Raw genomic sequence first — 22,801 nt, forward strand, 5'->3', positions numbered from 1 at the left:
AGTCTAAGGCCGCTGGTTAATAGCCGTAATCCTGGGTAAGGTTATAGTTCTGGTTCAGGATATCGGCATGAATCGGGAATAGCTCTTTCCGGTTTGGCTGAAACTGGCTGGCAAAACCCCGTACTGCCCCGGTAATGTGATCTTCGGTAACGGCCGCGCGCCAGTTGCGGGTGGTGTAACCGCTGGGGGCCGTACTGGCGTTTAATCCGGGTTCAAACATAACCTTGTTAATCGGTGCTTTACCATTCGGGAAATCGGCACTGTAAAAATCAAAAGAGGCTACTTCCTGTGGCACCGTTGGGCTGTTTAACAAAGGCGTTGGTTTAAAGTAAACGTAACGCGGCACAGTAGCATACTGGCCGGTACCATCTTTAAAGGCCCGCAGTTTATCGCGGGTTTCCTGAATTTTAGCAGCCAGTAAATTCCACCGGATTAAATCGTATTTCCGGATACCTTCGCCCCCAAACTCTAATAAACGTTCTTGTACAACGGCATTAAAAAATGTTTCTTTGGCGGTAGGTATGGTACCTATTTTATCTTCGTTACCCGCAAAGGCTCTTTTTCTTACCTGCTCTAAAGCCGAAATAGCCTGGACCGACGGGCTGCCATTCAGTTCATTATCTGCTTCGGCAAACATCAACAACACATCGGCGTAGCGTAAAAGCGGCCAGTTAATACCCAGCGTTTGGTTAGTGCCGGCAATACCGGTCCAATACTTCCGGAACTTACCATCCCGCATCAGGATTGAAGTAGTCAGGAGTTTATTGTTGGTGGCATCTACCTCAAAAAATGCAATGGTTACATCGCGGCGTACATCACTGGGGTTAAACTCATAAAAATAAGTCGGCAATGCCTCTAACTGACCATTGGCCTGACCAAAGCTGGAAGTCGCATTTATCCGCAAACCATTAGAATAACCTAACTTACTGTCGGTACGGGCGCCACCACCAAAGGCACCGGCTTCAAAGATTAACTCGTTGTTCGGGTCCTGGCGGTTACCGGTGTGCAAGCTCCGGAACACATTTTCATAAACCGGATTAAGGCCATATTGCCCACTCTGAATAATATCCCGGGTTTCGTCGTAGGCAATCTGGTAAAAATTGCGGTAATCGGGTTTGCGTTCCATCTGCCGCGACTCCCGTCGCAAGGAATACCCGCCCCGCGCCAAAGCAATGCGGGCACGTAAGCCTTTTACAGCCGCTTTGGTAACGCGCGTGCTGGGGTCGCCGGATTCAGTACGCCAAGGCACCAAATCAGATGCTACTTTTAAATCTTCGAGCAAGCGGTCGTAAATAATATCACGGTCGGTTTTAGGCAGGTATAAATCCGGGATATCAGCCGATGGCTCAAATTGGGCCGGAACATCGCCCCAGTTGCGAATGAGCTCGTAGTAAAACTGCGCCCGCAGGGTTAATACCTCGCCGTATAGTTTACGCATAGCGGCTTGCTCGGCAGCGGTACCGCTGGTATACAACGGCGAAACCGGAATATATTTGATACAAATGTTAGCCCGCTCAATGCCGTTGTACAACTGCAAAAAAGGGTTTTTTATCTCGGAATTATTTACATCTACGCCGTAGTGGCTAATGCCCCGGCGGTCCTGCCCGTTGTAATCGCCGGAAATCCGGAAATCTTCGCCTCCATTGGGATACAGGGTAGAAATACGGCTACCGTATCCATCGTCGCCCATTAACCGGTTGTAAACCGCTGTTACGGCCGAATTGGTATAACTCAGGCTGCTGAAAGTTGCTTCCTGCGAAACAGTTGAAGGATTTTCAACATCGAGGTAATCTTTACAGGAGGAGAGCGGCAATAAACTACCGCAGGCCAGGGTAAAAATTAAAGTTTTAAAATATTTATTTTTCATTTTTAATTAGCTCTTAACTTAAAAAGTAATATTTACCCCACCTAAAATATAGCGGCTGCGCGGGTATGCGGCATAATCTACGGCCGGGGTAAGCGGGTTACTGCGGCGGGTATTGGCTTCTGGGTCGTAGCCGGAGTAACCGGTTATGGTCCATAAGTTATTAACCGTACCGTACACCCGGAACTTAGAGAATATTTTGGTGCGACTAATCAGGCTTTCGGGTAAAGTATAGCCCAAGGTTAAGTTGCTCAGACGCAGGAAAGAGCCGTCTTCAATCGCAAAAGAGTGCAGGAAGTACTGACCGGCCGGTGGGCTCCAATATTTGGTATTCTGGTTCATGGCCGCCAATTGCTCCGGATCAGATACCAACTGTCCGGCTTCGTTGTACCATTTCCAGCGATCGGTCATAATATCTAACATGTTGTTGTCGCGGTATAAATATTGGGTGGTAAACTCAATTTTATTCGCGTTATACACTTTGTTTCCTAATGAAAAGTTCATGAATAAACTCATGTCGAAGCCCTTATAAGTAAACTGTTGGTTAAAACCACCCGTAAACTTTGGCTGCGCATTACCCAATACCGTCCGGTCATCGGGTCCAATCATCATGTTTTGGGAATCGGAAAGCTTTTTCAGTTTTAAATCGCCGGGTTGCGGCGCATTATTACCCAAAGCTACCTCGCGGCTGTTCGGAATACCTTCTTTTAAAACGTAAGTCCAGGTGTTATTGGCTGCGTTAAAAGTGGCATTAAAATCATCCAGCTTATAGAAACCATCGGTTACATAGCCGTAGAACTGACCAACCGGTTTACCTACTTCTACAATATAATCCTGGAAGGTATTGGCGTTACCAATCCAACCGGAGCCAAGGGTGTAAGAATTTAGCGGCTGCCCATTAGAATTTAAGCCTAAGCTCATTACCTTATTCTGGTTATGGGCAATGTTAAAGTTAGCGTTCCAGGTAAAATCCTTGCGGTCGATTACCACCCCGTTTAACTGCAGCTCTACCCCTTTGTTTTGGGTTTCCCCTACATTCTGAAGCTGGTTGCTATAACCACTGGTTTGCGGAATTTGGGCCAGCAACAATAAATTACTGGTGGTATTTAAATAAAAATCGAGCGAACCCGAAACGCGGTTGTTCAGAATAGAGTAATCGAGACCTACGTTGCGCGACAGTGTAGATTCCCATTTAATATTGCGGTTGGCCAAACTGTTAGAAGCAAAACCCGGGGTAACGGCTTCACCGTAAGCATAGCCATCGTTGGCCGAGGCCGTAAACATGGTTTTCCAGAGATCCAGGTCGATGCGGTTATTACCCACCGCGCCCATACTTACCCGCAGTTTTAAATCTGATAACCAGTTGCGGGTACCGGCCATAAAGCTTTCGTCGGCAATATGCCAGGCCAAAGCGGCCGACGGGAACCAACCTACCCGGTTTTCGGGGGCAAACAACGATGAGGCATCGCGGCGGATGCTAAACGTAGCCCGGTATTTATCCTTTAAGCTATAGTTTACACTACTAAACCACGATGATAAACGCTGGCCCGACTCGGCGGTACTGGGTGCCTCCTGCATTAAGCCATTGGGTGGAGTAGCTTTCTGAATTCCGGCAAAAGCCTGGTCTGGGGTTATATCGGTAGGTAACCAACGGGTAGTTACGTTATTCGATTTAGAATCGCGCTGCCAGATTTCCTGACCAATCATGGCCGTAATGGTATGGTTTTCCAGAAACTTGGTGCGGTAATTCAGGGTATTGGAATTGGTAACACTAAACTGGTTACCGCCGGTCATTTGGACCACCGGCTGGGCATTATTTTGCCGGGCAATACCGGTAACTACCCCGTTAAAAGTATTTTGGTTTTGGTCGGTGTTGGTAATACCCACTACGCTTTTAAAAGTAAGGCCTTTCAGGAGTTCGTAGCTAAACCAGCCGTTTACCAGCACATCGTTGCGGTAATTATAACGCAGTTCCTGGTTAGCCAGTAAAACCGGGCTGGTCAGGTTGGTTAAGTTGGCGTATTCGGGATCAAACTCATCTACCTGGCTTTCTAAACCGGGAGCCACAAACGGCCGGAACCGCACAGAGTTGCGTAAACGGTTGGTACCCTGCGAGCCGGTACTGGACGTACCTACTCCCTCAATGCGTTGCCGGCTGTAACGGGTATTCAGGCCAACTCTAAAACGATCGTTTATGCGGTGATCGAACTTAAAAGAAGCCAGCGTGCGCACGTAACCAGAATTAAGCATAATGCCGTCTTCGTTTACGTGGTTCAGGTTAAAATTAAAAGAAGTAGTTTTGGTACCACCGGTAATGCCTAAAATATGGGTCTGGCTACCGGCAGCACGGCCAAATACTTCGTCTTGCCAGTCGGTAAACGGCATATCGCGGTATAAATCTAAATCTTCGTAACGGCCATAGCGGTCGCGGAAAGAATTGCGGGTTTCGTCGTTGGTGTTGCGGTTGTAAATCTGGTATTGGTACTGTACGTAATCATAAGGGTTCATTACGTCGAGTTTATTTACAATGCGCCGTACGCCGGCATAACCATTATACGTTACCTGGGTAGGCATTTCCCGCCCGCCTTTGGTGGTAATGACCACTACCCCGTTGGCACCCCGTGCACCGTAAATAGCCGTAGAAGCCGCATCTTTTAACACGTCGATTGATTCAATTTCCTGCGGTGACAAAAACGACAAAGCATTCTCTACCTGAATACCATCTACAATGTACAAAGGCGCATTATCCTGGGTAATAGAAGTACCTCCCCGCACCCGAATAGAAATCTCGGCACCGGGCTGGCCTTCAGAAGTAGTTACCTGCACCCCGGCCAAACGACCGGTTAAAGCTTCGGCGGCGGTACTAACCGGAATATCCTGGATCTGCTTGGCCCCTACCGATGACACCGAACTGGTTAATTCGCTGCGCGGCACAGCCGTATACCCAATTACTACTACTTCTTCTAAAGCTTTGGTATCGGGTTTTAACGAAACGTTTATGGTGGTACGGTTATTAATGGCTACCTCCTGGGTGGTGTAACCAATAAAAGTAATAACCAGCGTACCGTTACCGTCGGGTACACTTAAAGCAAATTTACCTTCTGGGTCGGTTGCTGTGCCATTACTGGTTCCCTTTAAGATAACTGTAACGCCTGGTAAGCCGCCGCCGTTCTCGTCGGTAACTTTTCCCTGCACATTAAGCCCCTGGGCCAGCGCCTGACTTACAGCCGCCAAGAGTAAGAGCAGCAGCAGGATACACTTCTCTTTCTTTATAAATAAAATTGAATGCATAAATAATATAAGTGGGTGATTGAAATAGAGTGAATAATGTTGTGTAAAAAGTAACAGCGTCTTTCTATAAAAACTAAGAATCAGTCAATTTAAAAGCTTAATTGCGGCGCCAAAAGTTCAAAACAGCTCTTACTTCTTTTTAGAAATTTACCGGCTGCTTTTTCTTCTTCTTTTAGGTTTATTTTTTAGTCATGGCCTCTTAGCTACTGGCTTGTGAGACCTGGTTTAGCATAAACCCTGAAGGATTGAAGTGCCGATTTACCGCTAAGGCAAAACAAGCAGGCTATTAGATTCTAAATTCTTAAAATCTGGACAACCCGGTAAAAGTTTAAGGCACGCGGGGTGCTGCGGAAGGTGGCGATATATAAAGGAAAGCCGAAGAGTTATATAATATTACATGGGGTATAATTATATTAGTGGTGGCGGATATGTGATCGAGTACGGGCATTTCAGGAAACAAAAAGGATGATGGTTTTAATAATCTGAATAAACAATGAATTGGAACCTGAATTTTAAGCTGCGCCTGGCTTTATAATTAACTTAAAAGGCCTGATTAGTATTTTGGCCTTCTTGATTTAGTTATAACGAAAATATTACCGGCTTTATTCTGCCTCTAAAATTCACCTGTTCCTTTAAACTATTAAAGTACAAATTATTAAACTGGTTAAATTCAATGGTAATAAAATTTGCCGGATAATTAACCATAGTAAAAGAAGAATATTTATGCAATCGATCCCGGGATCGATTGCATAAATCCAGTGCACCTGGCAAGGCAGGCTTATTTTTACCCGTTATAACCGGCAGTTTTCTTATCTTTACAATTTAATGCAGCATAAACCATTACCTGCAAGGCCAGATGTATAAACCGACCACTATAAAAGATATTGCCAAGGCCTTAGGATTATCCACTTCTACGGTGTCAAGGGCATTGCGGGGCGGTTACGAAATTAGTGAAGAAACAAAGCGCCTGGTAATGGATTACGCCGAGAAAATTAATTACCGGCCCAACCCCATTGCGCTTAGTTTAAAGGAACGAAGAAGCTATTCTATTGGTGTAATTGTGTGCGAAGTAGCCAATAGCTTTTTCTCCCAGGCTATCAACGGCATCGAATCTATTGCCTACAACAAAGGGTACCACGTTATTATTTCGCAAAGCCACGACTCGTACGACCGGGAGGTAATAAACGTGCAACACCTGGCTAACCGGTCGGTCGACGGCTTGTTGGTTTCCATGTCAGCTGAAACAACAGATTTTTCTCATTTAATCCGCCTGCACGAAGAAGGCTTACCCATGGTCTTTTTTGATCGGGTAATTGAAGAAATTAATACCCATAAAGTTACCGCCAACAACACCAAAGGCGCTTTTGAAGCCACCGAATTTTTAATTAAAGAAGGCCACACCCAAATAGCCCATCTGGCCAATGCGCCACACCTGTCTATTACCCACGAACGGTTAGCCGGCTACCAGGCGGCCCTGCAGCATTATGGTTTGCCGTTTAACCCAGATTACGTACATTATTGCCACCACGGTGGCATGATTTACGAAGAGGTAGAAGAGGCCGTAAATAAATTCTTAAATATGCCGGATAAACCTGATGCGCTTTTTATTGCCAGCGACCGTCTGAGTACTGGTTGTTTAACGGCCCTGAAAGTTCAGCAACAGAAAGGATTAACCCAAATTAGTTTGGCCGGCTTTTCTAATTCAGAAGTAATAAATTTACTCCAGCAGTCTTTTACTTATATCCGGCAGCCTGCTTTTGAAATGGGGCGTGTCGCCACCGAAATGTTAATTGAATTAATAGAAAACAACAAACCGGTTAAAGAATTCAAAAACTTGGTGCTGGATACCGAATTATTTTCTACGGATGATTTAAGAATATCCTGATACCACCGGCGGCTTAGAAAGTAAAGCAAACGGAAACCCTGCTTACCAGAACCAGCCTAGCACTGATTGGAACTGGTGTTGTTATTACCGCCAATATTAAAGCTTCTGTCAGACTACGCTCTGGTATCTTTGCCGCCAGGGTGGCGGTTTCATTTAATTTATTAAAGGCTAAATAGCTTCAATTAAAATAATCTTATTAGGCGCTCATAACAGCATATCTAGGCAACTATCCTGCTCTGTCCTGTTTATTAAAAGTTGTTTTCTTCTTTTAACATAAATTAAAACCAGAATTTATTTCTGTTCTAAATGCCAGTGAATTTATCTGGTTCAATCCCAAAATACTATCCTTTTAGTTCGTCCGGCAATTGTTTTACCAGGTAATCTCCACATTGCTAAATATTTAGCTAAATACCCAAGCAGTATATAAATCTACTTTAAACCGGTAGCAAATCAGTAGGTGGTACCACCAGTAGTGGCTGAGCTTTAAATAATACCTATTGGTGTTTTTAAGTCCGGCAGTTCAAAACTTTTTTACCTTTTACGCCCACCGCAAGGATACCGCAGGATAGCGGGACTTGACAGTTTTCTTATTTTCGTGGCTCTAGTTAGTAGCGCTGCTGCTTTATGAAATTTAGCTACTAAATATAAGCTGTTCGCAGCCTTTCCTGAACAACACCTTTAAATATTTTATCAATATATTTTAATATTACCTATAATTGTTAATATTACCATTCTAAAAAAGATAAATTCATGCAAGTAATCTTAGGCCTTCTTTACCATTTTATCGGGGGGTTTGCTTCCGGCAGCTTTTATATACCTTATAGTAAAGTAAAAAAATGGGCCTGGGAAAGTTACTGGTTGGTGGGTGGTATTTTTTCCTGGCTTATTGTACCGCCGTTGGGAGCAGCCCTAACGGCCCCCGGCTACCTTGAAACTTTATTTAATACCGATACAACTACCTTATTTTACACCTACCTGATGGGTTTGCTTTGGGGCATTGGCGGCTTAACGTTTGGCTTAACCATGCGGTATTTGGGTTTATCGTTGGGTATGGCCATTGTACTGGGTTTTTGCTCGGCGTTTGGCACCTTAATACCCCCCATCTTTTACGAAATATTCGGTACGTCGGGTAATTCCAAAACCATTAGCGAATTACTCAGTACCACTTCCGGCCAGGTAACTTTTGCGGGTGTACTGCTTTGCCTCGTCGGAATAGCTATTTGCGGCAAAGCCGGCACCATGAAAGAAAATGAGCTTTCGGCCGAACAAAAAACCGAGAATATAAAAGAATTTAACTTTCCAAAAGGCTTATTGGTAGCTATTTTTTCGGGGGTACTCAGCGCTTTTATGTCGTTTGGTTACGAAACCGGCAAACCTATTGCCGAAGCCACCGTTGCTAAAGGTATTGATCCGCTCTGGCAAAACAACCCGACGCTGGTGGTCATTTTACTGGGGGGGTTAACAACTAACCTTATCTGGTGTATTTATTTAAATATCAAAAATAAAACCGGCGGCGATTATTTAAACCGCGCTACCCCATTGGCCCGTAATTATTTGTTTTCGGCCATTGCCGGTACTACCTGGTATTTGCAGTTCTTTTTTTACGGTATGGGCGAAAGCCTTTTCTCGGCCAATGGTTTAGGTTTCTCCAGCTGGACCTTACACATGGCTTTTATCATTATTGTGAGTAATATCTGGGGCATTTATTTTAATGAATGGAAAGGGGCCAGCGCCAAAACCATGCGGGTAATAATTTTGGGTATTGCTACCGTTATTTTATCTACCGTGGTAGTAGGTTACGGCAATTACTTAGCTGCTTAAACCGCTGGTTTTAAGCATACTTACTTACCATTCTGGTATACTGGTTTAGGCAGGTAAGCAAAAGAAAGCGCCCTAATTTCTAAAATAGGTAATTTATTCAGGATAGTACAGGATGCAATTATTCCTTGACCTGCTTAAGTTTGTTTTGGATGGAAAGTTTTGTTGTTTAATAAGTAGAATTTTAAATTTATTTACGATACCTAACTAAAAAGAGGCATTTAATATGGAAAACTCAATTGATACAATTGCTTATAAATATGTAAGTTACCTTTGGGATGACGAAGTAGCCCGTTCTTTGGAACACGATGAAGTAGCACTATTAATCTACCGTTCTAATTTATTGGGGGCCGATTTACGCTTAACCAATTATGCCGGCGGCAATACCAGTTGCAAAGTAATGGAAAAAGACCCGCTTACCGGCCAGGAGGTAGAAGTAATGTGGGTAAAAGGTTCGGGCGGCGACCTGGGAACTTTAAAGAAAAGCGGTTTGGCTGCCCTGTACGTCGAAAAGCTGCATAGCCTGAAAAACCGCTACCGCGGCCTGGAAAACGAAGACGAAATGGTAGGGCTCTTTAACCATTGCATTTACGATCTCGATTCCAAAGCGCCTTCTATCGATACACCTTTGCACGCTTTTTTACCTTTTAAACACATCGATCACCTCCACCCCGATGCTATTATTGCCATTGCAGCCTCTAAAAACGGAGAGCAAATTACGAAAGAACTTTTCGGCGGGAAAATAGCCTGGGTAAAGTGGCAACGCCCAGGTTTTGATTTGGGTTTACTTCTGGAAAAAACCGTACAGGAAAATCCGGGTATTAATGGTTTAATATTAGGTAGCCATGGTTTGTTTACCTGGGGTGATACGGCTTACGAAAGCTACATCAATACCCTGGAAACCATTGAAAAGGCCTCAGAATACCTGAACGCGAACTACGGCAAAAAAGGACCGGTATTTGGCGGTTCTAAAATGAATGCCTTACCCAAAGCCGAGCGTTTAGAGAAAGCCAGCACCTTAATTCCATTGCTGCGCGGTTTATGCTCCAGCCAGAACCGCATGATCGGCCACTTTACCGACGACGACCGGGTTTTAGAATACATCAACAGCCACGACTTAGGCAAACTAGCACCAATGGGTACCAGTTGCCCTGACCATTTTTTACGCACCAAAATTCGGCCGCTGGTATTAAATCTGGCCCCGGAAGCAGATCTATCGGATACCGAAAAGTTAAAAGCCCAGTTGGTGCAGCAGTTTGAAGATTACCGCGCCGACTATACCGCCTATTACGAGCGTTGCAAACACGGTAACAGCCCGGCCGTACGCGACCCTAATCCGGTTATAATTTTGTACCCGGGGGTAGGAATGTTTTCGTTTGCCAAAGATAAACAAACCGCCCGCGTATCGAGCGAATTTTATATTAACGCCATTAACGTTATGCGTGGCGCCGAAGCCATCTCGGAATACCAGGGTTTACCCGAGCAGGAAGCCTTTAACATTGAATATTGGCTCTTAGAAGAAGCGAAACTCCAGCGCATGCCCAAAGAAAAACCTTTGTCGCGTAAAATTGCTTTTGTTACCGGCGGTTCGGGCGGTATCGGGAAAGCCATTGCCGAAAAACTGGCCCAGGAAGGTGCCTGCGTGGTTATTACCGACATGAACGAAGCGGCTCTGAACGAAGTAAACGATGAATTTAAAAAATCTTTCGGCCGTGATACAGCGGCTATAGCGCCGCTAAATGTTACGGATACGCAAGCCATTGTAAATGCCTTTAAAACCGCCAATTTAAGCTTTGGCGGGGTAGATATTGTTGTAAACTGCGCTGGTTTATCTATTTCTAAATCAATAGCCGAAACCACCGAAGCTGATTATGATATTTTGCAGGATGTTTTGGTAAAAGGCCAGTTTTTGGTCTCGAAAGAGGCTCTGGGTATTTTGCGTAAGCAGCAATCTGGCGGCGATATTGTAAATATTGTAAGTAAAAATGCGTTGGTTTCCGGGCCCAACAATGTGGCTTACGGCACCGCCAAAGCCGCACAATTACACATGTCGAGGTTAATGGCCGCCGAACTGGGTCCCGAAAAAATACGGGTAAACGTAGTAAACCCAGATGCCGTAATTCGCGGCAGCAAAATTTGGGAAAGTGGCTGGGCAGCCGGCCGGGCCAAAGCTTACGGCATTAGCATTGAAGAATTACCGGCTTACTACGCCAAACGCACCGTTTTAAACGAAGAAATATTAGCCGAAGATATTGCCAATGCGGTTTTCCTGTGCGTGGGTGGCTTGCTAAACAAAAGCACAGGCAACGTTATAAACGTAGATGGCGGCGTACCGGCAGCATTTGTCCGGTAAAATAATTTTATAAGATTAATATAGCTGGTAACCGGGCAGGTAAGGTATAGGTTAAAAATTTGGGTGGTTTATTAACTTTACTTTTATTGGGTTCCCCACACCCGGTAAATAAACTGCTCCGGTACCACTATATTAATTTTAATAATTATGACCTGTTTAGGTTAAATCAGCCTTTTACCGGTTAATCTGTTTGATACCGGCAAACACTTGTACAATCTTCTTTTGCCCATACCACCGCCAGTATTTAATCCCTGACTTTATGATTTTAGATAAATCGCTGCTCGAGCAGCACAATGAACAGGAACATACCAAACACCAGAAAAAATTTAAAGCCTTAGCCGATGTGCTTACCGACGAAGGCCACGCCGTTGAGGCGGTTTTGGCCCAGTTAGCGGCTTTTCAGGTGGCTATTCCCAGTTGGGCCTTGGGCACCGGCGGCACACGGTTTGGCCGTTTTGCCGGTGGTGGTGAGCCCCGCAGCCTCGAAGAAAAAATAGAAGATGTAGGTTTGCTGCACGCCCTTAACCAATCCAGTGGGGCCATTTCCTTGCACATTCCCTGGGATATTCCGGAAAACCCCAAAGCCATTCAGCAATTGGCGGCCTCTTTTGAGTTAAAGTTCGATGCCGTAAATTCAAATACCTTCCAGGACCAGGCCGATCAGGAATATTCTTACAAATTTGGTTCGCTTTCGCACACCGATAAGGCCGTGCGGGACCAAGCCATTGCCCACAACGTAGAGGTAATAAAACACGGCGTAGAACTAGGCTCTAAATCTTTGACCATCTGGTTATCCGACGGCACGGATTTTCCGGGCCAGCAAAACTTCCGCCGGTCTTTTGCCCGCACGTTAGATTCTTTTGAAAAAATATACGCCCAACTACCCAGCGACTGGAAAGTATTTATTGAGTACAAACCTTACGAACCGCATTTTTATTCTACGGTAGTGGCCGATTGGGGCTCTTCCCTCCTGTTTTGTCAAAAGCTCGGCGATAAAGCTTTGGGTTTGGTAGATTTGGGCCATCACTTACCCAATACCAACATCGAGCAAATTGTTTCGCGGTTTTTAATGGAAGGCAAGTTAGGCGGCTTTCACTTCAATGATTCTAAATACGGCGACGATGATTTAACCGTAGGTGCCATGCGGCCTTACCAGTTATTCTTAATATTTAACGAATTGGTAGACGGCATGACCAGTGCGGAAGTAAAAAATCCGGAACTAAGCTGGATGATTGACGCCAGCCACAATGTAAAAGATCCGCTCGAAGACTTGTTGCAATCGGTAGAGGCCATTAAAATTGCTTATGCCCAGGCTTTGATTATTGATCGGCCGGCCCTGGAAAAAGCCCAGGCTGAGAACGATGTGACCCTGGCCCAGGAAATATTGCAAAATGCTTACCGCACCGATGTGCGCCCTTTATTGGCCCAGGCCCGCTTACAAGCCGGCGCGGCGGTAAACCCCGTTGGTTTTTACCGCGATCAAAAAGTGCGCAAAACCTTGATAAAGCAGCGCGGCGAAAAAACTTTTTCGACGGGCTTGTAAATATTTAATTAAATTGAGTTGGTTGGTATTAGATAAAACGGTCAACTAAAATTTAGTAAAATTTACCGGTACATTTAAAATAAACAACCTAAGAGCCTTTTGCCGGCTTGCATTGCCTTTACATTAAAGTTTAAAATATTAAATTATGGTTCCTTGTGTCGCCGTTTTCGATATTGGTAAAACAAATAAAAAGTGTATTCTATTCGATCATTATTTTAACATCATTCACGAAATAGAAACCCGCTTTGCCGAAATTACCGACGATGATGGCGAGCCCTGTGAAGACCTGGATAAATTAACGGCCTGGCTGCTGGCCACCTGGAAAGAACTGGAAGCTGACCTGCGGTTCGAAATTATTGGGGTAAACTTTACCACGTATGGCGCCAGCTTTGTGCATTTAAATGCCCAAAACAAACCGGCCACCCCGCTTTACAATTATTTAAAACCCTTTCCGGAAGATTTAGAAAAACAGTTTTACGGCCGCTACGGCGATAAATTATCATTTGCCACGGTTACTGCTTCGCCCATTCTGGGTATGTTAAACTCAGGTTTACAGATTTATTGGCTTAAGTACAAAAAGCCCGAGCTGTTTTCTAAAGTTAAAACCTCGTTGCACCTGCCGCAATATTGTGCTTTTTTATTTACGGGCAACATGGTTTCAGAATTTACCAGTATTGGCTGCCACACCGCTTTGTGGAATTTTGAAGCCAAACATTACCACAACTGGGTGTACGAAGAAAATATTATCAGCCTGCTGCCCCGTATAACCGAGCACACGAATAAATTTAACACCACCTTCCGGAAAAAACGTATTCCGGCCGGCATTGGTCTGCACGACAGCTCGGCGGCTTTAATTCCTTATTTACACAAATACACCGATCCGTTTTTGCTCTTGTCTACGGGTACCTGGGGGATTACGCTAAATCCGTTTGCCCAAGAAAACCTTACCAAAGCCGAACTGCAACGCGACTGCTTAACTTATATTACTTACAGCGGTAATCCGGTAAAAGCCTCGCGGGTATTTATTGGCAATGAACACGAAGAACAGGTAAAAAAATTAGCGGCGCATTTTCAGAAACCCACCGATTATTTTAAGATAGTTAATTTTAACCCAGCGTACGTTAAAGCGGCGGCTTTAGAACCAGTAGCAGCCAATACAACAGAATCAACCCAATTGCAGCCCACCGCCCGTTTAAACATAGATTTAGATTGTACCCAGTTCGATAGTTATGAAGAAGCCTACCATGCGCTGATGCAAAAAATAACCGAACCCCAGATAGATGCCATCCGGCTAGCCGCCGAATACAACCTAGATAATTTCCAATATTTACTGGTAGACGGCGGGTTCAGCAAAAACAAAATATTTATGCACCTGTTGCAGGATAGTTTCCCCAATTTAAGTATTGTTGTTTCAGAAAATTCGCAGGGAACGGCTTTGGGTGCCGCCATGCTGATGAATGTTTGGTAAACACCGCGCCGCTTTGCCCTCTGAATGGCATTAATTCTTTTGGTTTATACCGGTTGCACTGCCGGATCCAGGCTGTTCTCAGAACGCTTAAATTCGGCATTTAAGTAATACAAGCCCGCGGCCAACGTAAATATTGCTGCCACTATCGTTAAACTCAAATTTACATAACCGCCGTACATTTCCGGCAAAGGTTTATCCATCATGGCTTTGGCATCAGAAAAATGCAACGACACAAAAGCTGCAAGGTTATTAACCAAATGAATCAGAATTGTTAAGGTTAGTTTCCGGGTTTTATAATAAACCCAGCCCATAAAAATACCCCCTACAAAAGCACCCAGAAATTGCCAGGGGTTTAAATGCACCAGGCCAAACAATATACTTGAAAAAAAGATAGCTTTTACCGGGGCATATTTTTGTAAGAGCCCGTTCAAAATGATGCCCCTAAATATCAATTCTTCCAATACGGGAGCAGCAATAACCAGGGTGATAAAAGAGAAAAAACCTTTTTGCTCGGCAAATTTTAAAAATAAATCTTTCACAAATTCGGGCATAGGCAATAAATAAACAAGCGGCGATACCACGCCTATTTGCAGTGCTACCATTGTTACTGCCACCAACGCAATTGTTTTAGCCGAGCCCAAAGTAAAATTATACCCATTTACACCCGTCCGATTTACTTTCCGGCGGTGCACAATCCAGAAAGGAATGCCCATGGCTATAAGGTAATAAAAGAAAAAGGATATTTCTTTGGTGGTAAATTTATCTAGTACCAAACTCACCGGGCTCAGCAATACCATAGAAAGAATTACAAGGCCTACAATTCCCCAACTTTGTCTTTTATCGGGGTAACTGCTTGTGCTTTCTGCTATCATCTATTTTTATATTTATTTATAATTTTCATTTACAATAAGAGTGTTTAAACTCCGGGCAAGAAAAGTAAGATTTGTATGCATAAACAACTTAAACCTTTTCTTCTCTAACTCAGCTATTGCAGAATTTGCACTGAGTGCACATCAAATATAAACCAAACACTGGCTTTTAATTTTGGAGCCACTTGGGATTATGGGTTAATATTTTTTCGTAAACGGGGCAACCGGGGTGGTGGGCACCGGGTAAATAGCCAATACTCATTAAAAATTCGTTTACAATTTCGCCGCCGGTAAAACGGAAAGTTTTCTTAAACAGCTTTACCCATTCGGGCTTGTTTTTAGGATGATGCATTTCCAGCCATTTTTCAAAAGAGCCAAATTCCTGCTGCAGGACCAGAATGGTTTTGGCATTTTCGATAGCGGCATTAATTTTTAACCGGTTCCGGATAATGCCCGGATTGTTTAAAAGGCGTTCCTGGTCTTCTAAAGTGTAAGCGGCCACTTTTTTAATATCGAAATTATCATAGGCTTGCCGGAAAGTGGCTTCTTTCTTTAAAATGGTTTCCCAACTTAAACCCGCCTGGTTAATTTCCAGTATTAACCGCCCAAATAACTCATTATCATCGTAAATGGGGAAACCATAATGTAAATCGTGGTAATTTTTATGCAGGGCCTTTTTCTCGGCAGGTTGCATGATTTCGATGTACTGGCAATAAGACATGTGGGTATAATTTGAAAAATAGCAGGTAAATTTTATATAAGTGAAACTAGCAATTATAGCTAATAGCGCTAATTAGTAACTGAAATCATAATATCAATATTTCAGCGTAATTTAGCTTTTAACAACAAAGGCAAAGTGTTAGAAGGTACCGGAATAAAGCAATAATTTATTATTTTCAACTTTAATCTCTTTATCAAACTGTAGCCCCAGTTTGGTTAACAACTTTATAGAACTTACATTATTGGGCTTGGTAGTGGCCAAAATGGTGGTTGTACCGGATTTGGTGGTTACGTGTATTAGAACTTCTTTTGCCGCTTCGTACGCGTAACCCTGGCCAAAATATTGGGGCAGAAAGGCAAAGCCAATATCAAAATGCGCCAGGTAGCTTCGTTTCATAAAAGTAATTACCCCGACCGGCACGTATGAATCTTTAAGCCTAACCACCCAATAATAACAAGCTGGGGTGCCGTTTACCTTGTTTATATAGCCAATCGCATCCGCAGTAGAATATACCTTTCTGTCGCCAATAAATTGTAGCCACCCGTTGGTATTAAGCAACTCCCGGATAAAAGCGTGATCGACTACCGACAGGCGCGTAAGCTTAAGTCTGGCCGTAGTAATATCTGTAAACGCTACCATTTTCTTAAATAAAATTAACAAACAGAAACATTATTTTGGCCCCTGAAATAAAACAATCTGGTTAATCTAAATTCTGGCGGCAGTTTACTTATGCAGGTAGGCAAGTATGCTTTTGGCCAATTGGGTTTGGCCTTTATCGCTCATTAAATAATTTTTATCGGCTTCGTTCGATAAAAAACCTAATTCTAATGTTACTGCCGGACTAAGTGAATCTTTTAAAATAAGCTGATTTGTTTTTTTAACTTCGCCGGCTGGTAAATCTTTTTTGGCCACTACCCGCACGAGTTTTTGGGCGTGCACCAGCGATTCTTTAAAATATGGGTTTTGCTCACTTACCAATGCGGCAACGCCTTTGGCTGCTTTATCTTCGCTCATTCCCAGATGCAGGGAAATAACCAAATCGGGCTTAAGCTGGTTTATCTTTTCTACCCGCATACCAACCGAAGTACTACTATCAGAACGCCCAATCAGAATTAGTTGGATAGTATTATCCTGGTTAAAGGCTTGTATTTTCTGAGCAATATTTCCAACAATTTCCTTTTCATAAGCGCCGCCGGCAATATAACCAAAATCTTTACCGCCGTGCCCCACATCAATTACTATAACCTTGTTGTTTTTATATGGCTTAAAAGACATTAATATTACGGTTAACGAAAGAACTAAGCATTTAAATAAATTCTTCATAAGATTAAACCCCAATAATATTGCTTTAAATACGGCAGCACCAGCCCCTGAAGTAAGAATAAACTTTGTATTTCAGACTGGCAGCAGCCTTCAATTTACAAATTTGTTTTTACAAAATGCTGGCAGTAATCTTTTATCTGTTGCCGTACCTCTCTGAATTCTGCTTTTACTTCTTCGTCGGTTCCGGTAGCTTTGGCCGGGTCGGGGAAATTATGATGAAATTTCTGAGCCTTAGACGGGAAAACAGGACAACGTTCCTGGGCATTATCGCAAACTGTAAGTACAAAATCAAAATCCAGGTTGCGGTATTCATCTACGTGATTAGAGGTATGGCCCGCAATATCAATGCCGTCTTCTTGCATGGTGGCAATTGCTTTGGGGTTTACGCCGTGCGTTTCGATGCCGGCACTATAGATTTCGGCTTTATCGCCGGCAAAATGCCGCAAGTAAGCTTCCGCTATCTGGCTTCTGCAACTATTGCCGGTGCAAAGCACAAGTATCTTTTTTTTCATGTTTTTAATCTAATATTTAATTAATATTTAACCAGAACTTGTCAGATACAAATCTAAAAAACAACTACCTCTACCCCCTGCCATCAGCATACATAACTTACTCTGGTTCATTTTGCAGCATTTGAAGAACTCCAGAACCTTGGTTCCAAAAGATTCTTTTGTTCAGAAAGTTAAACAGGTAATTAAGCTTTACAATAAGTTACCGATATGGCTTTCTACCCAGAAGATTTCCTCCGAATATAACGGAAGTAGAAAATAAAATTTAAAGCAAATGAGGCATTTGATTTTTGTATCGTAGTGTTAACACCAATGCCTCTTGAACTAAGTTGGGGAGCTAAATTAGTTTTTTAAGATAGCTACATTTTAGCTATTTGTTCCAACAGCTATAATTAGCAGCAACCCGAATTGGGGGTACAACCAGCCGAAGTAGTTTGTAACGTTATGAAACTAAGTTCTTTTTTCTCGGCCGGTACGCCGCAGGCATCTTTTGCCAAACAAGCCGTTGTTTTGCTTTTTAACACAAAGGTATTGCCATTAAAATCTAACTGGTATTTGCCAATTGTATTACTTTGGTATTCTACCTCAATTTCTAAATCCTCGATTCCTAATTTTTCTTCCGAAAGCTTTATTATGCTGAGCAATTTTTTGGGTTTTAACCGATGCTCAAAATCGTTGGCATCCCAAAGCTGAAAGTTCACAACTTTTTCGTTGCGGATTACGCCTCCACAATCAATAAAATTTTTGGTAATAATGCCCACCTCGGTAACATGAAAATGTTCGGGAACAAAACTCCCGTTTTCCAATTCAAAGGCAACGTTCTCTAAGGTTGGCAAAATTGCTTTTACTTCTGATAATTTCATTTTATTTGGTTTAAAAGGTTTATTGTAATATTACGATGGTGTAATGCGAAAAAAGTTTTAACAGCATTTTTTAGACGTAATGGTGTCTAAAACATTAGAAAAATAAGCTTTTAGCAAGTAAAAGTTTTTCTCGTCGAGGCAATAGCAAATGGCGTTACCCTCAATGTTGCCTTTAATGAGTCCGGCGTTTTTAAGTTCTTTTAAATGCTGCGAAACGGTTGGTTGGGCCAAAGGCAGTTCATTCACAATGTCGCCACAAATACACGCGTTTACCTTTAGCAAATATTCAATAATGGCAATCCTGGCCGGATGCCCCAAGGCTTTGGCAATGGTTGCCAATTGGTTTTGCGCATCGGTAAAGTTTTCTTTCTTGGTGGTACCCATTAGGTTAATTTTACTAATCGCAATATTACGATAAAGAAGATTATAAGCCAAATTAATCATGCTTTAAATTAAAATTGAGGAAACTGGTTTTGATTGGTGTTAACGGACGGCGGTATGAAACTTTGGGGAAATTGAGGCTGCGTTCTTATCACCCGATACGAACCTTGTTGCGAGGCAGAATGTTTGACAGACCACTTAAACCCCAATGTTTTATAACCGCTTGTTAGGGCATGTTATTTTTCCATTTAATAGTTCCATTTTCAATACTCTCAGACCTATTCAATTTTTCTATTTTGGGATACATATCTTTATTCTCAAATGTCAACTTTAAAAAATAAGCTGCAACGAACTCAAAATATCCATTATCAAATACATCTTTTGAAAAAACAAAATTGAAACCTCTTAATTTATAGGCTACACTGGGAAAACAAATTCCATCGCATATTCTTTTATCATTATGTAATAATTGAGATGAATATATTGCACTGTAAGCATAGTCTTTACATGTCTCAATATTAGCCTTTGCAAATTGGTTCGCAAAAAAGATGTTCTTTTTTAATAATGTTTTATAATCTTCATCGGTTCGACCTTCTCTCATTTTTGGTTCAAGCGATTCTACAGCAATAGGGATATTTGTACCAGTTGATTGAGCTTTATCTGAGTGACAGATTAGGTTGATTTCAATATCTCTCTTGAGTTTCCACTCACCAATAGTAATAAAAAACACACTTTTATCACTTTTCCTTAATTCATCTTGACAAGCTTCAATTGCTGCATTATCAATTGAACCTGCTGCATAAAATACACTTTCCCCTTCTAAATTAGCTCGACCTAATTGTGTTGCAGGCTTTGGATTATAAGATAATCTGGATATTTGGTCAAATGGCTTTTCATCACACACTTGGCCTCTAAATATTCTCGAACCTGTTACAAAGGGGAAATTGTTATATGGTAATCCTGTAGCTTTATATAAATTTGTTCGAATATCCTCAATACTTAATTCTTGCAAATTCATTAATTCGAGAGCCTTAATCTTTTCTTCTAAACTATTTTCCATAGATGTTTTTTTATTGAGGTCTCAGAAAGTTATTATTTCAATTCTGCTCAATTTTTTAGGTGTGAGTTTAATATGCCCTAACGTACTTGTGTAAACGACGGCGAGGCCGTCGGCCGATGCTGACGTTTACACGTTGTTAGCTTGCGTAATTTTATTTAGGAACATTTCAAAAACTTCTATCATACTTCTATTTTCCTTCTTTCGTAAGCGGTGGAGAGTGAAACCGGCAGTTTGGAATATTAGGTCTTTTTTCTCGTCATTATTCCTGCTATGCTCTAAGTCATGCCAGCTACTATCGAGTTCAATAAAGTAAATCGGTTTATAGGTATTCTTGTCTACGATACATAAATCAATCGTTGATTTGAAAAAGAAGCTTGCTACTTCCTTGTTAAGTAAATTGCAGACTTTTGAATCTATTATTGTGCTTAATGCTGCATTAGGTAAAAGGATTACATTATCCAATCTATTAAAAGCTGCCAAATAAAGTTCTTTCTCCTGAGGCGAATTAAATATTTCCTTTTGAAACAAGAGTTTTCCTGTTTCTCCGATTTTGACATTTAGGTTCGCGCTAATTGTACTTGTTTCAATGCGAGAAGCAATATCCTTGTCATTCTCTTTGAGAAATACCTGCGCATCTTGATTATTCTTTAGTACCTGAGCATAAGAAACTGTTCTATGTTTGTCGAAAAGGTACTCTGCAATCCTTTGCAGACCATTCTCTGAAAATTTCAAGGAAGAGTTTTTATCTTGATGCAATTGAAACAATCTCGCTAGTACTGCAAAATGCCCAGTATCACCCTCTGTTTCATATCGTTTTATTTCACTTACTAGGTAATTTTCAAAAAGGCTAAAAGTTGGATTGTCCGCTAAGTCGTTGCAGTTAGAATTATTAGATAAAATTTTATTTAAACTCTTCCAATCCTTTGTGCTTAAACATGACAAGCACTGTTCAGCAATGTTCATTTCATTATTTTATTTATTGCTGCTAACTACCCGATAAGCGGAACTTGTTCCGGTTATTAGCACTATGGGTGGAGTAATCTTAACCATATAACAAGTAGCCGCTTAAGCGGATTTAAAATAAATTTTTACCGAGCCCCGGAGAATAGCTCCTTCCGGGCAATAATCTACTGGTTAATGGTTTACTTCTAAATATAGAAAAGTTAATTCGATATGTATAATCCCTTTCGAACATAAAATATCTTTTAAAGCCGCGACCACTTAAAATAAAATTTAATCAAACAAAATTTAGTTTTAATCGCATTTAGTTTAATATTTAAAGATTAAAATTCATGTATTTGCTTTATGTACAAATTACCTGGTATTAAAAAATTAGGGATAAGTTGCTTTATTCTATTTCTGGTTATGGCCGGAGGCTTGGCGCCCGCGTTGCTGGCTCAAAATCCCGTGGGCTTAGGTTGGTCTAAAAATGCGGTAAACGTGGCCGTGTTCCGGAAAAATTCGGTGGTTAGCCATAACAACGAGCAATTTACCGCTTACTACGATTCGGCGGGGTACGTAACACTGGCCAAACGCAAGCTAAATACTCAAAAATGGGAAGTAGTTAGAACGCAGTACCGGGGCAATGTACGCGATGCGCACAACGTCATTAGCATAATAGTAGATGGGCAAGGCTATCTGCACCTGTCCTGGGACCACCACAACAATCCTTTGCGGTACAGCCGCAGCGTAAAACCGGGCTCGCTGGAATTAACCGAACTTTTACCCATGACGGCTAAGGGCGAAAGCAAAGTAACCTACCCCGAATTTTACCGGTTACCCAACGGCGATTTACTTTTCTTGTACCGGGATGGCGGCTCCGGCAACGGCAACCTGGTTTTAAACCAATACAACCATGTAAAGAAAGAATGGACCAGACTGCACGATGTTTTGATTGATGGCGAAGGCGAAAGAAATGCGTACTGGCAAGCGGCCGTATCGGCAAACGGCACCTTGCATTTGTCGTGGGTGTGGCGCGAAACGCCCGATGTGGCCTCGAACCACGACCTTTGTTATGCCCGTTCCAGCGATGGCGGTAAAACCTGGGAAAAAAGTAACGGCGAAAAATACCAGATGCCCATTAACGCCCGTATGGCCGAATACGCCCTGAAAATTCCGGAGAAAAGTGAGCTCATTAACCAAACCTCGATGTACGCCGATGCGGCGGGTAACCCGTATATTGCTACTTACTGGCGGCCAGCCGGCACCACCGTTCCCCAGTACCACGTGGTGTACCACAATGGCCAGCAATGGCAATCCCGGCAGGTTACCAACCGTACTACACCTTTTAGCTTAAGTGGTGGCGGCACCAAGAAAATTCCGATTTCCCGGCCCCAGGTAATGGTTGCTGACAAAGGCAGTAAAAAAACAGTTTACCTGGTTTACCGCGACATAGAACGCAACGACAAAGCAACGCTGGCCCAATGCCTGGATTTAAAGAAAAACAACTGGCAAATAACTGATTTAAACAACCAACCTTTGGGCAATTGGGAACCCAGCTATGATACCGAACTTTGGAAAAAAGCAAATATTTTGCATTTGTTTGTGCAACGTACCGGCCAGGGCGACGGAGAAAAACTGGAAAATGTAGCCCCGCAACCAGTTTATATCTTAGAAAAGAAACCGTAAACAGGGCCGGTATAATTTCTTACAAAGAACTTGTTTCGTGTTTGCCTATATGGATTAACTGCTAACAGTGGTGGTGATATCACTGTCAAATTGAAAGCTTTTATCAGACTACTTCCTGGTGAAAACACCCGGCAAGGTCAACCGTTTATGCCATTTACAAAACCCTAAGCAGATTTATAAATAGAAAAGAGCACCTTTTATTTAGATGCTCTTTTTTGATTTTGC

The 22,801-nt window shown here is 42.5% G+C and carries 17 protein-coding genes; 6 read left to right on the plus strand and 11 right to left on the minus strand.

Annotated elements, in window-relative coordinates:
* Positions 1-16 precede the first annotated feature (16 nt).
* Both ACO1R6_RS05845 and ACO1R6_RS05850 read right to left on the minus strand, forming a co-directional pair.
* Entirely contained in the window at positions 17-1,867 is a 1,851-nt protein-coding gene (locus ACO1R6_RS05845; protein ID WP_486263001.1) for a RagB/SusD family nutrient uptake outer membrane protein, read from the minus strand.
* 18 nt (positions 1,868-1,885) lie between these two features.
* On the minus strand, positions 1,886-5,155 hold the full coding sequence (locus ACO1R6_RS05850) for a SusC/RagA family TonB-linked outer membrane protein (protein WP_486263003.1): 3,270 nt from the start codon (positions 5,153-5,155) through the stop codon (positions 1,886-1,888).
* 856 nt (positions 5,156-6,011) lie between these two features.
* On the opposite strand from ACO1R6_RS05850, the gene ACO1R6_RS05855 reads away from it, so the two are divergent.
* The 5 genes from ACO1R6_RS05855 to ACO1R6_RS05875 all read left to right on the plus strand — a co-directional run bounded on the left by ACO1R6_RS05855 (position 6,012) and on the right by ACO1R6_RS05875 (position 14,222).
* Positions 6,012-7,040 carry a LacI family DNA-binding transcriptional regulator gene (locus tag ACO1R6_RS05855; RefSeq protein ID WP_486263005.1) on the plus strand — a complete coding sequence of 343 codons (1,029 nt, stop codon included), beginning with the start codon at positions 6,012-6,014 and terminating at the stop codon, positions 7,038-7,040.
* 750 nt (positions 7,041-7,790) lie between these two features.
* Positions 7,791-8,861: an L-rhamnose/proton symporter RhaT gene (rhaT, locus tag ACO1R6_RS05860; RefSeq protein ID WP_486263007.1), complete on the plus strand. Its 1,071-nt coding sequence runs from the start codon at positions 7,791-7,793 to the stop codon at positions 8,859-8,861.
* Positions 8,862-9,084: 223 nt separating this feature from the next.
* Positions 9,085-11,211, plus strand: coding sequence for a bifunctional aldolase/short-chain dehydrogenase (locus ACO1R6_RS05865; protein ID WP_486263009.1), 2,127 nt, complete (start codon positions 9,085-9,087; stop codon positions 11,209-11,211).
* A 259-nt stretch (positions 11,212-11,470) separates the two neighbouring features.
* Entirely contained in the window at positions 11,471-12,754 is a 1,284-nt protein-coding gene (locus ACO1R6_RS05870; RefSeq protein ID WP_486263011.1) for a sugar isomerase, read from the plus strand.
* Positions 12,755-12,899: 145 nt separating this feature from the next.
* The gene (locus ACO1R6_RS05875) at positions 12,900-14,222 is read left to right on the plus strand and encodes an FGGY-family carbohydrate kinase (protein ID WP_486263013.1); all 1,323 of its coding nucleotides are present in this window, start codon (positions 12,900-12,902) and stop codon (positions 14,220-14,222) included.
* Between the two features lie 44 nt (positions 14,223-14,266).
* On the opposite strand, the gene ACO1R6_RS05880 is transcribed toward ACO1R6_RS05875, so the two are convergent.
* From ACO1R6_RS05880 to ACO1R6_RS05920, 9 genes are all read right to left on the minus strand, one after another.
* Positions 14,267-15,094 carry a CPBP family intramembrane glutamic endopeptidase gene (locus ACO1R6_RS05880; protein WP_486263014.1) on the minus strand — a complete coding sequence of 276 codons (828 nt, stop codon included), beginning with the start codon at positions 15,092-15,094 and terminating at the stop codon, positions 14,267-14,269.
* Between the two features lie 166 nt (positions 15,095-15,260).
* Positions 15,261-15,812, minus strand: coding sequence for a DNA-3-methyladenine glycosylase I (locus tag ACO1R6_RS05885; protein ID WP_486263016.1), 552 nt, complete (start codon positions 15,810-15,812; stop codon positions 15,261-15,263).
* A 138-nt stretch (positions 15,813-15,950) separates the two neighbouring features.
* On the minus strand, positions 15,951-16,451 hold the full coding sequence (locus ACO1R6_RS05890; protein ID WP_486263018.1) for a GNAT family N-acetyltransferase: 501 nt from the start codon (positions 16,449-16,451) through the stop codon (positions 15,951-15,953).
* A gap of 84 nt (positions 16,452-16,535) precedes the next feature.
* Positions 16,536-17,087, minus strand: a complete 552-nt coding sequence (locus tag ACO1R6_RS05895) for an N-acetylmuramoyl-L-alanine amidase (RefSeq protein ID WP_486263019.1) — start codon at positions 17,085-17,087, stop codon at positions 16,536-16,538.
* A 143-nt stretch (positions 17,088-17,230) separates the two neighbouring features.
* Positions 17,231-17,647, minus strand: coding sequence for an arsenate reductase ArsC (locus ACO1R6_RS05900; protein ID WP_486263020.1), 417 nt, complete (start codon positions 17,645-17,647; stop codon positions 17,231-17,233).
* Between the two features lie 389 nt (positions 17,648-18,036).
* Positions 18,037-18,507, minus strand: a complete 471-nt coding sequence (locus ACO1R6_RS05905) for a DUF6428 family protein (protein WP_486263022.1) — start codon at positions 18,505-18,507, stop codon at positions 18,037-18,039.
* 57 nt (positions 18,508-18,564) lie between these two features.
* Positions 18,565-18,891, minus strand: coding sequence for an ArsR/SmtB family transcription factor (locus ACO1R6_RS05910; protein ID WP_486263112.1), 327 nt, complete (start codon positions 18,889-18,891; stop codon positions 18,565-18,567).
* 223 nt (positions 18,892-19,114) lie between these two features.
* Positions 19,115-19,948, minus strand: a complete 834-nt coding sequence (locus tag ACO1R6_RS05915; protein ID WP_486263023.1) for a hypothetical protein — start codon at positions 19,946-19,948, stop codon at positions 19,115-19,117.
* A 126-nt stretch (positions 19,949-20,074) separates the two neighbouring features.
* On the minus strand, positions 20,075-20,911 hold the full coding sequence (locus ACO1R6_RS05920) for a DUF2726 domain-containing protein (protein ID WP_486263025.1): 837 nt from the start codon (positions 20,909-20,911) through the stop codon (positions 20,075-20,077).
* Between the two features lie 342 nt (positions 20,912-21,253).
* On the opposite strand from ACO1R6_RS05920, the gene ACO1R6_RS05925 reads away from it, so the two are divergent.
* Entirely contained in the window at positions 21,254-22,576 is a 1,323-nt protein-coding gene (locus ACO1R6_RS05925; protein WP_486263026.1) for a BNR repeat-containing protein, read from the plus strand.
* The last annotated feature ends 225 nt before the right edge of the window (positions 22,577-22,801 follow it).

It is taken from the genome of Adhaeribacter sp., from assembly GCF_057359045.1.

Coding starts and splice junctions, on each gene's coding strand:
- ACO1R6_RS05890 (WP_486263018.1), bottom strand. CDS start 16,451: ATGGTAGCGTTTACAGATATTACTACGGCCAGACTTAAGCTTACGCGC.
- ACO1R6_RS05870 (WP_486263011.1), top strand. CDS start 11,471: ATGATTTTAGATAAATCGCTGCTCGAGCAGCACAATGAACAGGAACAT.
- ACO1R6_RS05925 (WP_486263026.1), top strand. CDS start 21,254: ATGTACAAATTACCTGGTATTAAAAAATTAGGGATAAGTTGCTTTATT.
- ACO1R6_RS05900 (WP_486263020.1), bottom strand. CDS start 17,647: ATGAAAAAAAAGATACTTGTGCTTTGCACCGGCAATAGTTGCAGAAGC.
- ACO1R6_RS05875 (WP_486263013.1), top strand. CDS start 12,900: ATGGTTCCTTGTGTCGCCGTTTTCGATATTGGTAAAACAAATAAAAAG.
- ACO1R6_RS05845 (WP_486263001.1), bottom strand. CDS start 1,867: ATGAAAAATAAATATTTTAAAACTTTAATTTTTACCCTGGCCTGCGGT.
- ACO1R6_RS05885 (WP_486263016.1), bottom strand. CDS start 15,812: ATGTCTTATTGCCAGTACATCGAAATCATGCAACCTGCCGAGAAAAAG.
- ACO1R6_RS05910 (WP_486263112.1), bottom strand. CDS start 18,891: ATGGGTACCACCAAGAAAGAAAACTTTACCGATGCGCAAAACCAATTG.
- rhaT (WP_486263007.1), top strand. CDS start 7,791: ATGCAAGTAATCTTAGGCCTTCTTTACCATTTTATCGGGGGGTTTGCT.
- ACO1R6_RS05880 (WP_486263014.1), bottom strand. CDS start 15,094: ATGATAGCAGAAAGCACAAGCAGTTACCCCGATAAAAGACAAAGTTGG.
- ACO1R6_RS05850 (WP_486263003.1), bottom strand. CDS start 5,155: ATGCATTCAATTTTATTTATAAAGAAAGAGAAGTGTATCCTGCTGCTG.
- ACO1R6_RS05915 (WP_486263023.1), bottom strand. CDS start 19,948: ATGGAAAATAGTTTAGAAGAAAAGATTAAGGCTCTCGAATTAATGAAT.
- ACO1R6_RS05920 (WP_486263025.1), bottom strand. CDS start 20,911: ATGAACATTGCTGAACAGTGCTTGTCATGTTTAAGCACAAAGGATTGG.
- ACO1R6_RS05905 (WP_486263022.1), bottom strand. CDS start 18,507: ATGAAATTATCAGAAGTAAAAGCAATTTTGCCAACCTTAGAGAACGTT.
- ACO1R6_RS05855 (WP_486263005.1), top strand. CDS start 6,012: ATGTATAAACCGACCACTATAAAAGATATTGCCAAGGCCTTAGGATTA.
- ACO1R6_RS05865 (WP_486263009.1), top strand. CDS start 9,085: ATGGAAAACTCAATTGATACAATTGCTTATAAATATGTAAGTTACCTT.
- ACO1R6_RS05895 (WP_486263019.1), bottom strand. CDS start 17,087: ATGTCTTTTAAGCCATATAAAAACAACAAGGTTATAGTAATTGATGTG.